We start from the raw sequence: 13485 nt of genomic DNA, 5'->3' as shown, positions 1-13485 counted from the left end.
GCTACTCCCGGTCGCCGCGGGGCCCTCATCAACTCTTTCGAATGGAGGTGGAACGGCGGCTGTTTGTCGTTCGCTGTGACATTCTTGTTACGGCTTCTATACTGTAACGGGCGGACCAAATGCCTATTTCACAGGCCGATCCGGTGTTCGGACTCATTTCAACGATAAAGGAGCACGCCCATGACGCATGCCATTCGCTTTCACAAAACCGGCGGTCCGGAAGTCCTGGTCTGGGAGGAGGTCAGCGTCGGCAAACCTGGGCCCGGCGAGGCGCGCATCCGCCACACCGCGGTCGGCCTCAATTTCGTCGACATCTATAACCGTTCCGGCCTCTATCCGGCGCAACTGCCGAGCGGGCTCGGCAGCGAGGCGGCTGGCGTCGTCGAGGAGGTTGGGCCTGGCGTCACCGATCTGAAGCCGGGCGATCGCGTCGCTTACGGCGCCTCGCCGCTCGGGGCCTATGCGGAGGCGCGGCTGATCCCCGCCGACCGGCTGTTGAAATTGCCCGACGGCGTCGACGACAAGACAGCGGCGGCGATGATGCTCAAGGGGCTCACCACGCAATATCTGATCCGCCAGACCTATCGGGTGAAGGCCGGCGATACCATCCTGCTGCATGCGGCCGCCGGCGGTGTCGGCCTGATCTTGAGCCAGTGGGCGAAGCATCTCGGCGCGACCGTGATCGGCACCGTCAGCAACGACGAGAAGGCGAAGCTGGCAAACGCGCATGGCTGCGACCATGTCATCATCTATACAAGGGAAGATTTCGTGAAGCGGGTCGACGAGATCACCGGCGGCAAGAAGGTGCCGGTGGTGTATGATTCCGTCGGCAAGGACACGTTCCTGAAATCGCTGGATTGCCTCGCTCCGCTCGGCGTCGCCGCGCTGTTCGGCCAGTCCTCCGGCGCGGTTGAGCCGCTTAATCTTGGCCTGCTCGCCCAGAAGGGCTCACTCTATGTCACGCGTCCGACGCTGTTTACCTACGCCGCCAAGCGCGAAAATCTGGTGGCGATGGCGGGCGAGCTGTTCGACGTCGTCAAGTCCGGAGCGGTCAAGATCGAGGTGCACCAGACCTACCCGCTGAAGGACGCCGCCAAGGCGCATGCCGATCTTGCGGCACGCAAGACCACGGGATCGACCGTTCTCCTGGTGTAGTGCCGACGGGGCGGTGGCGCGAGCTCCGCTGCACACTTTGCGCTAACGCGGCCCTTCAGGTTCGGATCATGCTGTGGGCCTGCGTCACGTCCTCTCGTGCTTGCGCAGGTCGCGGATGTGGTCGAGGCGGATTGCCTGGAGATCGACGTCCTCGGGCTCGATCTGTGGGAGGGCCGCCTCGGCCAGGATGGCCTCGGTGACATCCTCGACCGAGTTCTCCACGATCTCGTGGATGAACGAGACGTTCCGATACTCACCCGAGGCGATGCGGGAAATGACCTCGCGCCGGGTGATTTCGGGATCGACGATCGCCTCGCGGCCCCGCCGTCCATAATCGATCATCACGACGAAGTATTGCATGAAACGATCCTGCCGCGCTCCGTGGACGGGACGCGGCAGATTATTTCCGAAAATCGGAACTATGTCAAGTGTGATTTCTATTAATCAGAAGCGGCAGCCCCTCATTTGCCCTTCTTGCGCGGCCGCGCCGACTTCGCGCGCAGCCGCTCAAGCTGTCCCTTGGGCATGGACAGGCAGATCTCCCCGACCCAGTCAAGCTTGACGCCGACGATCGGCTTGGCATTGAAGCTCGTGAGGTTGACCACTGAGGGAGATTTGCCCCGCTCGATGGTCTTCAGATAGCGCTCGCCCGTCTTGAGGCGGACCACGGCCTCTTCGCCGTAGAAGCTCGACAGCGGGTGGCGCTGGTCCTTGTAGACGACGATCACGTCGCCGCTTTCGTATTTGGGCAGCATCGAATCGCCCACGATCTCGAATGCGATCGTCTCTTCCATGATCGGGAAGGGCAACGCGACGTCGCCGAGACCTTCCGGCGGAACCTGTTCGTAGTCCGGCTCGATCACCGCGCCGGCTCCGACCCGGCCCATGATCGGCGCGAGATTGAGCTCGAGATATTCCATGATCGGAATGATCTCCGAGGCCTTCACCAGGCGCTCGCCGCCGAGAATCTCCGAGACCGCGCCGGGCCGCACGCCCATGGCCGCAGCCAGGCCGCCCTTGCTCTTGCCCGTCTTCTCCAGGCCCCGCTCGATCATTGCTACGTCCAACATGGTGATTCCCTCGATTGCGCACCGTCCCGCCTCTTGTAATCCGAAATTCGGAATTGATGCAATTATGAATATCAGAAATACGCCTTGACTCTGTATTCGGAATAACGGAATGTGCGTCTCGCCTCCCCGGGTGGAGGCGCATCACAGGACAGCAGCATGGAACCGGGCCATTGGCCGTCGGAGCACTCCGACGCGCTTCGCGACTATTTTCACAAGGGCATGTCTTATGCGGAGATCGGAAGACAGATAAACGCAAGGTTTGGAACGGCTTATACGCGCAGCGCGGTGGTCGGCCGCGCCAAGCGGCTCGGGCTCATCGTGCCGCAATGGATGACGAGCCCGGCGCTCGCGCCGCCCTTGCCGGGTGAACCCAGCCTGCTTTCGCCGCGCCGGGTGGCGTGGCCCAGCCTCAATCTGCCGCCGAAGTCCGCCATGAAGCCTGCGGCGCGGGTGAAGTTGCGCTGTGTCGGCATCCAGCCGCGCCTGATCCAATTGGTCGAGCTCGAGCCGGCCGACTGCCGCTATCCCTATGGCGGCGACAAGGACGGCGAGGAGATCGCCTTCTGCGGCCATGCGCGCCAGCCGGGCTCGAGCTATTGCGCGCCGCATGCTCGCCTGACGCGCCGTTCCGAGGCTGCGTCGGCGGCCCGTGCCGCGGGCCCGGTCGTGCTGAAGCTGGTCTCGGCGCTCTGACGGTGCCGCCTCCGTTCAACTCTCAGTCTTGCAAGGAGATCCGAGTGGCTCGTGCCCGACGCAACAAGTCCTACAAATTGGCGCAGATCTACGACCGGCGGTCGCGGGAGGTGCCGTTCAACGCCGAGATCGCGGAGGTGGAGGTCGACAATCCGCTCGCGCTCGATTCCGGCGAGAGGATCCTGGCGATCCGGTCGGTCCGCGGCGATCCGCTTGGCCGGCTGCACGCGCACCATCAGATCGACGAGGCGCAATACCGCGGCGGGCGCGCCTTCCAGAACGATTGGGAGCGGGCGGAGCGCGGCCCGCAGGCGGTGGATACGACGCGCGAATATGTCGATGGGACGGGCACGCGTGAGCCCGTCACCGAAAGCCAGCGCCAGGCGGTGCTGCGGCTCAACCGGATCGAACGAGAGCTCGGCACCGACGGCGCCGCGCTGGTGCACGACGTGCTGGTGCTGGGTCTGACCATGGATCAGGTTGGGCAGCGTCGTGCCGTCCGCACGCAACGCTGGAACGATTACTTCGCGCGGCGTTTTCGCGAATGCCTGGACCGGCTGGCGCTGATCTACGGCTTCGCGACGGAGACGGGGACGGCGCGCGGGGGCCGGCGCGGATGATTGCCGAGCGCCGGCGGTCTCGGCCGCCGGCGTCCCGCCCATTGCTTACGGGTGAGGGGCGATCTGGTAGGGCGTGGTGTAGGGCTCGACGCGCAGCGAGGCATGGGCCAGCAGCCCGATCTTGGCTGTCGGTGCCTGCTGTAATTCGCCGTTGGGGCCACGATGCACGTTGTATTGCCAGACGGTGAGGTCGCCCTTCTGTGCCAGCGCGTGTGCAACGGCGCTCGCATCATTGCCGCCGAGCGCCTGAAGTTCCTGCGCCGACAGTCCGACGACGATTTCGTCCTTGACGGTGACGATCTTGAACAGCTTCATCTTGGTCTCCTGCGCCCATGCGCCTTGTGTCGAGAGGGTGAGAAGCGCGATTGCGGCGCCCTTGATGAGATCGCAGCGAGAAAGCATGCCGTCGTCCTTTTGGTGCTGAGGCGCGCCCAAATCGAAGAGTTTTCAGCCATGGCGCCCGTATCTGCGTGGCCGTGCCGCATCGGCTTGGTCGCTCGCGCGTGGACGGCGGTTCACGGTGGACCGGCCGCGAGATCGACTTTCACGCGCTTAATGCAACCGCCGGGACCGATTCAACAAATGCGTGTATCTTGCTGAAGAATCGCCAATTCGTGCGCGCTAACATGCATTTCACATCGGAAACACGACGAAACCCCGTGTCGATTGACAGCAACAGGGGCTGTTCGCGTGATTGATGACGCTTCTTGACGCAGGTGGGTGACGGCGATTGATATTCCTGTTATCCGGAAACGCCGTGGCGCGATGCAGACCAAGCATCGCTATACCCACGGTTGGGCTTGCCGGATGGGTTGTTGCTTGGCATAGTTGCAACCAGATGGAGGCCGTCGTTTGGACGCGGTTCAGCCTGCAACCCGGCGGGTCCCTTCGGCCGAGCGTTCGTCGCCATAGTTCTGTTGCGGCGTTCGGTTCTCGAGCGGATCACGACCGATGCTTGTCATAGGTGCGAGATGAAAAACCTCAATTTCGCGGCTGAGCTGCATCTCAAGCTCGGTGTGCCTGCAGGCAGCACCGTGGAAAGTCTGCGCCTGCTCCGGGCCTTCCTGAAGCTCGCGCCGCGACAGCGCTTCGAGGTGATCAAGCTGGTCGAAGATCTCGCCACCGACGAAGCACTTCCCGAGCACCCCTTATCCTGAGGGCGGCCGCGCGCCGGCCCCATGCCGTTTCCCGATCTTTCCTGCCCAGGCAGGGCGCCCCGGCGTCGTTCCGCAGGGCTGGCCGCTGGATGGCGGCCGGGCAAGTGTGGTATTCAGACGGAAAAAGGGAGGAGTGCGATCATGATCGAACCGAAGCTCGAAGTTCCGGCCGAACTGCGCGACTTGGCCGAGAAGACGATAGACCAGGCGGAAAAGGCTTTCGGGATGTTCTTTGAAGCGGCGACCAAATCGATGTCGTCCGTTCCGGGGGCGGGGACAGAGGTGTCGAAGCAGGCGTTGGCTTTCACGGAGCAGAACATGAAGTCGGCCTTCGAGCATGCGCGCAAGCTGGTGCATGCCACCGACATCCAGGAGGCGATGCGTATCCAATCCGATTTCCTCCGCAGTCAGTTCACCAGCGCCGGAGATCACATGCGTCAGATGACCGGCAGTCTCATGCAGCCCGGCAAGGGCAAGTCCTGATTTTTGGTCTGTGCACAGCGTGCCCACAAATTGATCTTGTATGACGTGAAGATCCGCGCTTCGATACCGGTGCAGGTCCATGATGGGCCACCGAATGATCTCATTCGCCGCCTGTCATCCTTTCTGCTGATCCCTGCCGGTCCACCGGCAGGGATTTGCATTTGCAGCCTTCGTGCAGCCCGGTGCGACCATCCCGGATGAAGCTCAGACTATTGCTGAAGTATGACCTTCGGAAAAGCGCCGCACGGTTCGCGCGAGCGCGGCCTTCGGCGGCCGGTCAGGGATCTAACGCAGCGATGCGATGTAGGCCGAGATATCGCCGGCTTCGGTTCGGCTCAGGGGAAAATTCGGCATCTTCGGGTGCGGATCGAGCAGGAAGAATGCGAGCCTTTCCGCACTGAAATCCGGCCGGCGCGCGACGGACTTAAAGGAAGGGACGTCGGCGCTCGCCTGGGCCTGTCCGTTCGCCACGACATGGCAGCTCGCGCACCAGCGCCTGGCGAGTTCGGCGCCGTGACCGGCATCAGCACCGAGAGCGGACGACGAGCCGAAGCCAGAGACGAGGCCAAGCACCAGGAAAATCCGTCTCACATGCCGGAGCATAGGGCAATCTTTCTGCATTCGCTTGCGGCTGCCGCGCTCATCCGCAGCAGGATCCTGGAAATTGCGAGAGATCGATGCGAGCGACGATCGAGCGCAGCAGCCTGCGGGTCGAACGATAGAGATGCCGCATGGATGCCGGCACTCTCGCCGCGAGCAGGCCCTTCGGAACAAGGCTTTTCGTATCAAGACTTCCGGTATAGTGCGACACGTGTCTCTCCGACGGCATGTGGTTTCTTACCGTGCCGCGTCGGAGCCGCCTTGATCTGCCGCAAAGCGTCCCGGCCAATAGTCGCCCGGGTTCATGATCATTGGGCTCTTCGTATCCGCGGGCGTGAGCGCGCTGCTGGCGCTGTCACGCAGGAAGCGGTCGAGCGTCTCCTCACGATCAGGCTCATCAGCGTCTGTGCCCGTGGAAACTCCGGCCGCGCACTCCGGCCTCATGCTGAGGAGCCCGCCTCAAGCGGGAATCTCGAAGGATGGCCGCGAGGAAGAGCTGTCAGGATGCGACATCCCTGCCCGAAGGACCGGGCGGCTAGAGACAGCTCGCCCGGCCGCGTTCGGGGCAGAGCCGGAACGCGCTCGACAGCGTGAAAAGAAAGCGTGGGCTGCGGCGCTCGTTGTCAGGCGCCCGGTAGCTTAAGGGGACGGCGACGCCGAAATCGGCCTGGAGGTCCTCCGGCAGGAAGAAGCGCACACCGGCCCCCGCCGATGTCAGCGACAGCCCGTCGCTCAGGCGATAACCGTGGTTCCAGACTGCGCCAGCGTCGCCAAAGGCATAGAGCTGGTAGCCGGTCCAGTAGCGGAAATTGAGCTTCTGGTCGAAGCGCAGCTCGAGCGAGCCGGCAAGGCCGTTGTCGCCGCTGATCTCGGCTGCGCCATAGCCGCGGCCGAAGGCCGCGCCGCCGAGATAGAATTGCTGCGAGGTGAACAGCGGACGCGACGCCGTCTGGCTCGCCGCACCGAGCTTGAGCGACCAGACATCGTTGAGTGTCTGGTAGCGCGTGAACCAGAGGTTCAGGACCGAGAAGTTCGAGGAGGCTCCGTCGCGTGACAACAGATCGTCCTCGAAATGTGAGGCGCCAAAAACGTCGAGCCCCTGACGGTAGGTCAGAGTCGCAAAATTGGTACCGCCAAAAGGATCCAACAGCCGGTAGTCGGCGGTCAGGCTCGCCGTCCTGATGTGGTCGTTGTACCAGGGCCCGTAAAGGTCATGCTCGGACACATTGCTGAAGGTCGTGGCGGCGGTCAGCGTGAGCGTGGAGGATTGCGACTGCAACGGGACCATGGTGGCGCGCAGCTCGAACGCCTGGGTCGTGGTGATGTCGCTATCGAGCCGGCGCATATCGCCCGGCCTTACCGCGCTGTACAGCACGGAAGTACCCAGGCGGACACCGTCGACGCCGACGGGCGCATCGTACGACAGGCGTGCGAAGCCGAGCTGGCGGGGGTCGTTGGCAATGGTCGACAGGTTGACCGCCAATGTATCGCCGGGCGTGAGGTAGGAGTTGAACGCGCCGGTGGCGTAGGTTTGCCAGGGACCGACCGACGAGGATCCGAGATTGTCGAGGCCGAACGAGGAGAAGACGTGCCAGGTTTTCAAGTAGATGGTCAGGCGGAAGCGGCCCGTCGTACTGCCGATCTCCTCCAGCGCAGTGTCGGTGATCCGGACGCCCGGCCTGCCATTGATCAGGAAGAGCTGGCGTTCGAGCGTTGCCAGTCGCGAAGGGTGTTCGGTCAGAACCGGCGCCAGCATCGGCCCTATGCCGAACTGCTGTGCACCGTCGCCCTTCAACTCGGCCTGCACGATCGCACCTTCCAGGACCTGAATCCGGACACGGCCGTCGGCGATGTCTTGTGGTGGCACGATGGCGCGGCTCAGATGAAAGCCGGCTTCGCGGTAGAGGTCGCTGATGGCGCCTGCGATCGCGGCCAGATCCGCCTGCGAGACCTTCCGGCCGAGATAAGGCTGGTACACAGCGGCGATGCGATCAGGGGAAACCGCATGGGCGCCGCTGACGCTGACGCCGCGCAGCACGAATTGCGGCTTGGTATCGCCGCCCGTCGTGGGCTGTCCGACGCTCGGCAACCGAACCGGCGGCCGGCCGAGCGATTCCTGCTCGGTCTGGTTATCAAAATATTTCTCGGGCTGGCGTGGGTCGAAACCCGGCTGGTTCGCCTGCTGCGCGAATGCCATTGGAATTGCCGCGAAAATTGCTGCCAGCGATAACAATGCGGTAAGGCGATGCCGTTTCTCACCGCGCGCGGCGACTCTGTCACCGTAGTTCAACGGAGGATCTGCCACGGGGCGGTAAAGGTTCGTTAGCCGCATGATTTTTCTTAGTTTTTTATGGTCAACGATTGGTTAATCGGGCCGCGCCGCTGGCTGCTTTCCGATAATCCTATCTTGAGTGATTTCGGATACCCCTCAGGCTTGGAAACGCGGGCTGAGGATCATCATGTTCGGCAGAGTTGGAATGCGGCGCGCCCTGGCGGCGGCGCTGATCTTGGGAACGGCCTCCAGCGCGTTCGCGGCGGACGACGGTGTGTGGTCTGTCAGCAAATCCTCGGGCGAGGTCTGGCTTGCCACGAGCGGCGCCCAGCAGGTGTCGCTGACGTCAGAAGGAACGCTGAAACCTGGCGATACCATTCGCACCGGTCGCAACGGGCGCGTTCTCCTCGTCCGCGGCGAGGAAACGATCCTGATCTCTCCCAATTCAGTGGTGGGCCTGCCGGCCGAGAAGAAGGACGGCCTGTCGACCACCATCATCCAGCAGGCGGGTTCGATCCTGCTCGAGGTCGAGAAGCGCAACGTCAAGCATTTTGAGGTCGAGACGCCCTATCTCGCCGCCGTGGTCAAGGGAACGCAGTTCAGCGTCACGGTCGGTGCCGGTAGCACCAAGGTCGGCGTGCTCCGCGGCCAGGTCGAAGTCTCCGATTTCAAGACGGGACAGATTGCGCAAGTGATGCCCGGACAAGCGGCCACCGTCTTCGAACACGGCAAGCCCGGTCTCAGCCTCAGCGGTGCGGGAACGCTCAATCCGATCGAGCAGGGCAAGCCCCGCGCACCCACGATCGAGCGTGTCCCAGTGCCGAAGTCGGGCCTGTCGGCGCCGCGCCATGCGGCCAATGGCCATGCCATCCATGCGCTCGGCCCAGTCGACAAGGGAAGCAAGGCGGCCGGCGCACCCAAGGCCTCGGGGCAGGCGGCCGGGGGGCATGCCCCCAAGGCAGGAGCCGTGCGCATTTCGGCCGCGCTGGGAGAGGTCAAGCTGAACGTCCACAAGGCGACGCGCGGCCTTGCGCACGGCGGCGTTCCGCCAGGGCAGGCACGTAACGCGAATGCCAGGGGCGACAGTCAGACGGTCTGGAACGATGGCAAGACGAGCCCGGCTGCATCCAACGGCGCGGCAAGCAGCGGTGCCGCCAGCGCGAACGCCGCGATCGCCGCAACGACAGCCGGCGCATCCAGCGATGCCCCGCGAGCAAACAACGGAAATGCCGGTGGCAACGGAAATTCGGACAACAACAACGGCAATGGTGGCAACGGCGGCAATCAAAACAATAGCGGTAACGGCGGCAACAACGGTCTCGGCAACAGCAGCCATGCCGACAACGGCGCCACCGGCAATGGCAGAGGCAACAACGGCAACGGCCACGGAAATGGCAGCAATGGGCCCGGCAGACGCTGAACTCTAGGTGGACGCGTCCGTCGGGGCGGGTGTGGGGGGAGGCTCGGGTGAAACGCTATCGGCCGCATATTCTTGTCGTGATCGCGCTCGCGGTGGTGTTGTCCACGGGCTGGCACGCTGCGCTTCGCAATGCGCTCACCGATCTCAGGTTCAAGTGGCAAACGCGTGCGGCCACCGGCGACATCGTCGTGGTCGGTATCGATGCGCCGTCGATCGACCAGATCGGGGTGTGGCCCTGGCCGCGGCGTCTCCATGCCGAAATGCTGCAAAGGCTGGAAGCGGCCGGCGCGCAGGACGTTGCCTTCGATGTCGATTTCAGCACGCCGTCGGATCCCGCCTCCGACGCGGCCTTCGCCAAGGCATTGCGAGACGCCGGCGGTTCGACGATCCTGCCATCCTTCAAGCAGCCGACTGCGAAGGGCGGCCCGGCCCACGTCAACCGGCCGCTGAAGTCGTTCGCCAACCAGTCCTGGCCGGCCGTCGTCAATGTCGCGATCGAATCCGACGGGCTGGTTCGCCGCTATCCGTTCGGCGAGAAGCTCGGCGATGCTTTCATGCCTTCGATGGCCGTCGTGCTGGCGGGACAGGACGCCAATCGGCGGGCGCCCTTCCTTGTCGATTTCAGTATTCGTGCGGCTTCAATTCCAACAGTCTCCTATGTCGACGTGCTGCGTGGCGATCGCGCCACGCTCGGCAAGCTGAAAGGCAAGAAGGTCATCATTGGCGCCACGGCGCTCGAGCTCGGCGACCGCTTCAGCGTTCCGAACGGCAGGATCGTCTCGGGGCCGGTCATCCAGGCCCTCGCCGCTGAATCGATCCGTCAGAACCGGACGCTGCGCTGGACCTCCGATATCGGCATGGTGCTCGGACTGGGCGCGATCTGCCTGCTGATGATGTATTCGTGGCGCCGCGTCGCGCCAGGACTTCGTGTCGCAATCCTCCTCGCAACCGGGGTGGTGGTCGAACTGGCCGCAATCCTTGTGCAGGCAAGATGGCCCCTGGTCATCGATACGTCGCTGTTCCACATCGCCATCGTCGCTTACCTGACCGCGATTGCGCTCGACGAAATCGACTTCCGCAGCCTGCTCGGACGCATCGCCGAGAGCCGCTTTCATCGCATCGCGATGTCGCTCGGCGACGGGCTGGTTTGCACCGATGAGGATCACCGCATCACGGTCTGGAATCCCGGCGCCAGCGCGATCTTCGGCTACGTGCCGGCCGAGATCATCGGTCGCCCGTTCGAAACGCTGTGCGCTCCGCGGGCGGACGGCGGTGCAAGACCGTCCATGCACGACGCCGCGCGCCAGGCGCTCCTGGTTCCAGGCGGCGCCGTCGTCGTCGAGTTCGAAGGCCGGCGCAAGAACGGGGAAACCTTCCCCGTCGAGGCGAGCTTCTCGGGCTGGCAGGGAACGGACGGCTTTCAATATGGTGCGATCCTGCGCGACATTTCGGTGCGCAAACGTGAAGCTGAACGTATTCGATATCTCGCCGAACATGACGCGCTGACGGGGCTTGCCAACCGGAACATGCTGCATGTGAGCCTCACTGATCTGATCGGCGCGGCGGAGCGGAGGTCTACCGGCGTCGCTTTACTCGTGCTCGGGCTCGACGGTTTCCAGGAGATCAACAACATGCTCGGGCACTCCACCGGCGACCTCGTGCTGCGCGCGGTCGCCGACCGGCTCCGGAGCGAAGTCGGTGGCAAGGCGATCGTCGCCCGGCTCAGCGGCGACGAATTTGCCATCGCGATCGATTGCGCAGAGATCACCGAACCGGTCGCGGCGGTGACCGAGCGAATCGCGCGCGCGTTCGAAGCCCCTCTCGCAACCGGCACGCGCCAGCACCGGGTCAAGATCAGCGTTGGCGTCGCCGTCTATCCTGAAGGCGGGAGCAACGCCGATGATCTCCTGAGCAACGGCCATCTCGCGCTGACAAAAGCCAAGGCGACCAGGCGCGGCGGCCACGTCGTATTCGAAGCCGCGATCCGGCAGGAGCTCGAGAACCGCTTGAGGCTGGAGGGCGAGCTGGCGCTTGCCGCCGATCGCAGCGAATTCGAGCTGTTCTACCAGCCGCAAGTTCGTCTGATCGACGGCAGCCTGGTCGGAGCCGAAGCGCTGATCCGCTGGCGGCATCCGGTGCGCGGCTACGTCTCGCCGGCCGAATTCATGCCTGTTGTCAACACCTCTGCGCTGTCGGAGCGGATCGCGAACTGGGTGATGGAGACCGCCTGCCGCCAGGCGCGAGCTTGGGAATTGTCCGGCAGCGATGTGCGCGTCGCGATCAACCTCTCACCCTCGCAGCTTCAGTCCGGCGACCTCGCGCATTCCGTTGCAGCACTGCTCGAAGAGACCGGGCTGACGCCGTCTCTGCTCGAGATCGAAGTCACCGAAGACATCCTGCTGCATGACGAGCGCCGCGTGCTTGAAATGTTCAAGCGAATTCAGGAGCTCGGCGTCCGGATCCTGTTCGATGATTTCGGCACCGGTTATGCGAGCCTGAGCTATCTCAAGAAATTTCCGCTCGACGGCCTCAAGATCGACCGTTCGTTCGTCTTCGGTCTTCTCTCGAACTCCGACGACGCCGCCATCGTCGGATCGACCATCGGCCTCAGCAAGCAGCTCGGTCTCACGGTCGTGGCCGAAGGCATCGAGAACCGCGCAACCGCCGACTTCCTGGTCAGCATGGGATGCGAGGAAGGGCAGGGATATTTCTTCGGCCGTCCGATGCCCGCCGAGGCGTTTGAAAAGCAGTTCTTGGCGACTGAGCTGGCCGCCGTCAGCGCAGCCTGAGCGGGCTGCTTTCGCCTGCGCCTTACACCGGCGCTCCGAATGCAGGCTTGTCGTTTTGGCGAGCGACGTCCCGCGGGTCAACATCGGCCTGGTATTCGGCCTAGATGACGTTGCACATTTCTTGCTTCCTGCGAGGTCGTCGCGCGATCTAAGCGCGGAAATTCGCCGCGAAGATTGGCCGCGCATTGTCTGCTCTCGAAAGCTGAGCGGAAAGGCATCTTGAAGCTGCTCAGGGCGGCTTTGACCCGAACCGGAAGTCGCGCCTCGTGGCCTATTTAAACAGCGTAAGGGTTGAGCTTCGGAAGGCCCTGCTTCCATTTTACCCATTCTTCCGCGTCACGGAGTGACACAAAGTCCGCAACAGGGATGTCCGTGAGATCGGGGCGACGCTCTGTTACACGCCAGCCGCCCGCGTCTAAGCGCTCTATGATAAAGCTCTCGACAGGCACGCCAAGGTTGGTCATTTCAACCCGATCATTCGGTTGGATCGAATGGAAGCATAAGCTGACTTCGTCGACCTCTACAAGAAGGGCATACCAAAATGCGTACGGTCCTTCTGCTCTGGCACAGCTATCCGCGCGAAGACGGTCTAGATGAGCATGATACCGAAGATAAACTCGTCGGCGTCTACAGCAGCGCTGCCGAAGCGGAAGCAGCAAAAGTGCGCAAGCTTCAATTTGAGGGTTTTCGCGACTCTCCTTGACTGTTTCCAAGTTAGCGAGATGGAAGTCGACAAGGATGCGTGGAGCGAAGGGTTCGTCACCGTGAAGACTTGAATGAACATCCGCCGATGTCTCCTAGTGGCCGATTCCGTTGAAAAAGTCCTTTGTCGAGTACACGCCTATTTTCTAAGGACTTCTGATGCTGGCTCAGCGGGACACGGGGGACCACGTCGTCCTGCATAGAAGTCCTTGACGATCTTCCTAGCCTTGTCACGGGGGCTTTTCTTGCCGCAGCTCGCCTTGAACCAATTTCAGCAGGCTTGTTGCTATGGCGCTACCTCGGACTTATTCAACAGAATCGGCCCGTAGCTGACCTTCCCGGCGATGCTCGCTGAGGACCGCTTCTGACCCTGGCTGTGTGAAAACACTGGACTGCTGTGTGGAGCCGGCGGCCACGGGTCGGCCGTCGTACCATCCCTCGGTGCTCCTTAAGCTTTACATCTACGGCTATCTGAACCGGGTACAGTCGAGTCGGCGGCTGGAACGAGAGGCCGGGCGCAATGT

Annotated in this window: 13 protein-coding genes and 1 pseudogene; 9 read left to right on the top strand and 5 right to left on the bottom strand. The window is 63.1% G+C overall.

Going from position 1 to position 13485, the window contains the following annotated elements; genetic code table 11:
• The first annotated feature begins 180 nt into the window (after positions 1-180).
• Complete coding sequence (locus P0R31_RS37370) at positions 181-1155, top strand: quinone oxidoreductase family protein (RefSeq protein WP_275500678.1); 975 nt, start codon at positions 181-183, stop codon at positions 1153-1155.
• Between the two features lie 84 nt (positions 1156-1239).
• On the opposite strand, the gene P0R31_RS37365 is transcribed toward P0R31_RS37370, so the two are convergent.
• Positions 1240-1515, bottom strand: a complete 276-nt coding sequence (locus P0R31_RS37365) for a hypothetical protein (protein ID WP_275520018.1) — start codon at positions 1513-1515, stop codon at positions 1240-1242.
• 101 nt (positions 1516-1616) lie between these two features.
• Entirely contained in the window at positions 1617-2225 is a 609-nt protein-coding gene (locus P0R31_RS37360; protein ID WP_036045323.1) for a S24 family peptidase, read from the bottom strand.
• A 156-nt stretch (positions 2226-2381) separates the two neighbouring features.
• Here P0R31_RS37360 and P0R31_RS37355 point away from each other — a divergent pair, with 156 nt between their 5' ends.
• Both P0R31_RS37355 and P0R31_RS37350 read left to right on the top strand, forming a co-directional pair.
• Entirely contained in the window at positions 2382-2918 is a 537-nt protein-coding gene (locus P0R31_RS37355; RefSeq protein ID WP_275520016.1) for a GcrA family cell cycle regulator, read from the top strand.
• A 44-nt stretch (positions 2919-2962) separates the two neighbouring features.
• Positions 2963-3538 (top strand): hypothetical protein, encoded by a 576-nt coding sequence (locus tag P0R31_RS37350; protein ID WP_275520014.1) that lies wholly within the window; start codon positions 2963-2965, stop codon positions 3536-3538.
• A gap of 45 nt (positions 3539-3583) precedes the next feature.
• On the opposite strand, the gene P0R31_RS37345 is transcribed toward P0R31_RS37350, so the two are convergent.
• The gene (locus P0R31_RS37345) at positions 3584-3940 is read right to left on the bottom strand and encodes a hypothetical protein (RefSeq protein ID WP_275520012.1); all 357 of its coding nucleotides are present in this window, start codon (positions 3938-3940) and stop codon (positions 3584-3586) included.
• Positions 3941-4509: 569 nt separating this feature from the next.
• Between P0R31_RS37345 and P0R31_RS37340 the strand changes: the two genes are divergently transcribed.
• Together P0R31_RS37340 and P0R31_RS37335 are read left to right on the top strand one after the other, a co-directional pair.
• Positions 4510-4695 (top strand): hypothetical protein, encoded by a 186-nt coding sequence (locus P0R31_RS37340; RefSeq protein ID WP_036007684.1) that lies wholly within the window; start codon positions 4510-4512, stop codon positions 4693-4695.
• 141 nt (positions 4696-4836) lie between these two features.
• On the top strand, positions 4837-5178 hold the full coding sequence (locus P0R31_RS37335) for a phasin (protein WP_275520011.1): 342 nt from the start codon (positions 4837-4839) through the stop codon (positions 5176-5178).
• Positions 5179-5463: 285 nt separating this feature from the next.
• Here P0R31_RS37335 and P0R31_RS37330 read toward each other — a convergent pair whose 3' ends face one another.
• Both P0R31_RS37330 and P0R31_RS37325 read right to left on the bottom strand, forming a co-directional pair.
• Entirely contained in the window at positions 5464-5781 is a 318-nt protein-coding gene (locus P0R31_RS37330; protein ID WP_275520009.1) for a c-type cytochrome, read from the bottom strand.
• Positions 5782-6313: 532 nt separating this feature from the next.
• Entirely contained in the window at positions 6314-8110 is a 1797-nt protein-coding gene (locus P0R31_RS37325) for a ShlB/FhaC/HecB family hemolysin secretion/activation protein (RefSeq protein ID WP_275520007.1), read from the bottom strand.
• 127 nt (positions 8111-8237) lie between these two features.
• On the opposite strand from P0R31_RS37325, the gene P0R31_RS37320 reads away from it, so the two are divergent.
• From P0R31_RS37320 to P0R31_RS37305, 4 genes and pseudogenes are all read left to right on the top strand, one after another.
• Positions 8238-9470 (top strand): FecR family protein, encoded by a 1233-nt coding sequence (locus P0R31_RS37320; RefSeq protein ID WP_275520005.1) that lies wholly within the window; start codon positions 8238-8240, stop codon positions 9468-9470.
• Between the two features lie 47 nt (positions 9471-9517).
• On the top strand, positions 9518-12259 hold the full coding sequence (locus tag P0R31_RS37315; RefSeq protein ID WP_275520003.1) for an EAL domain-containing protein: 2742 nt from the start codon (positions 9518-9520) through the stop codon (positions 12257-12259).
• Positions 12260-12800: 541 nt separating this feature from the next.
• Positions 12801-12962, top strand: a complete 162-nt coding sequence (locus P0R31_RS37310) for a hypothetical protein (RefSeq protein WP_275520001.1) — start codon at positions 12801-12803, stop codon at positions 12960-12962.
• Positions 12963-13366: 404 nt separating this feature from the next.
• Positions 13367-13485 (top strand): annotated as a pseudogene (locus P0R31_RS37305) (transposase); the annotation flags it as partial.

Source organism: Bradyrhizobium yuanmingense (assembly GCF_029167105.1).
GTDB lineage: Bacteria > Pseudomonadota > Alphaproteobacteria > Rhizobiales > Xanthobacteraceae > Bradyrhizobium > Bradyrhizobium yuanmingense_A.
This window is presented reverse-complemented; position numbering and strand designations above follow the sequence as displayed.

Excerpts from the sequence above, each read along its gene's own strand:
- P0R31_RS37370 (WP_275500678.1), top strand. The coding sequence starts at position 181 with ATGACGCATGCCATTCGCTTTCACAAAACCGGCGGTCCGGAAGTCCTG.
- P0R31_RS37365 (WP_275520018.1), bottom strand. The coding sequence starts at position 1,515 with ATGCAATACTTCGTCGTGATGATCGATTATGGACGGCGGGGCCGCGAG.
- P0R31_RS37360 (WP_036045323.1), bottom strand. The coding sequence starts at position 2,225 with ATGTTGGACGTAGCAATGATCGAGCGGGGCCTGGAGAAGACGGGCAAG.
- P0R31_RS37355 (WP_275520016.1), top strand. The coding sequence starts at position 2,382 with ATGGAACCGGGCCATTGGCCGTCGGAGCACTCCGACGCGCTTCGCGAC.
- P0R31_RS37345 (WP_275520012.1), bottom strand. The coding sequence starts at position 3,940 with ATGCTTTCTCGCTGCGATCTCATCAAGGGCGCCGCAATCGCGCTTCTC.
- P0R31_RS37340 (WP_036007684.1), top strand. The coding sequence starts at position 4,510 with ATGAAAAACCTCAATTTCGCGGCTGAGCTGCATCTCAAGCTCGGTGTG.
- P0R31_RS37335 (WP_275520011.1), top strand. The coding sequence starts at position 4,837 with ATGATCGAACCGAAGCTCGAAGTTCCGGCCGAACTGCGCGACTTGGCC.
- P0R31_RS37330 (WP_275520009.1), bottom strand. The coding sequence starts at position 5,781 with ATGCTCCGGCATGTGAGACGGATTTTCCTGGTGCTTGGCCTCGTCTCT.
- P0R31_RS37325 (WP_275520007.1), bottom strand. The coding sequence starts at position 8,110 with ATGCGGCTAACGAACCTTTACCGCCCCGTGGCAGATCCTCCGTTGAAC.
- P0R31_RS37320 (WP_275520005.1), top strand. The coding sequence starts at position 8,238 with ATGTTCGGCAGAGTTGGAATGCGGCGCGCCCTGGCGGCGGCGCTGATC.
- P0R31_RS37310 (WP_275520001.1), top strand. The coding sequence starts at position 12,801 with ATGCGTACGGTCCTTCTGCTCTGGCACAGCTATCCGCGCGAAGACGGT.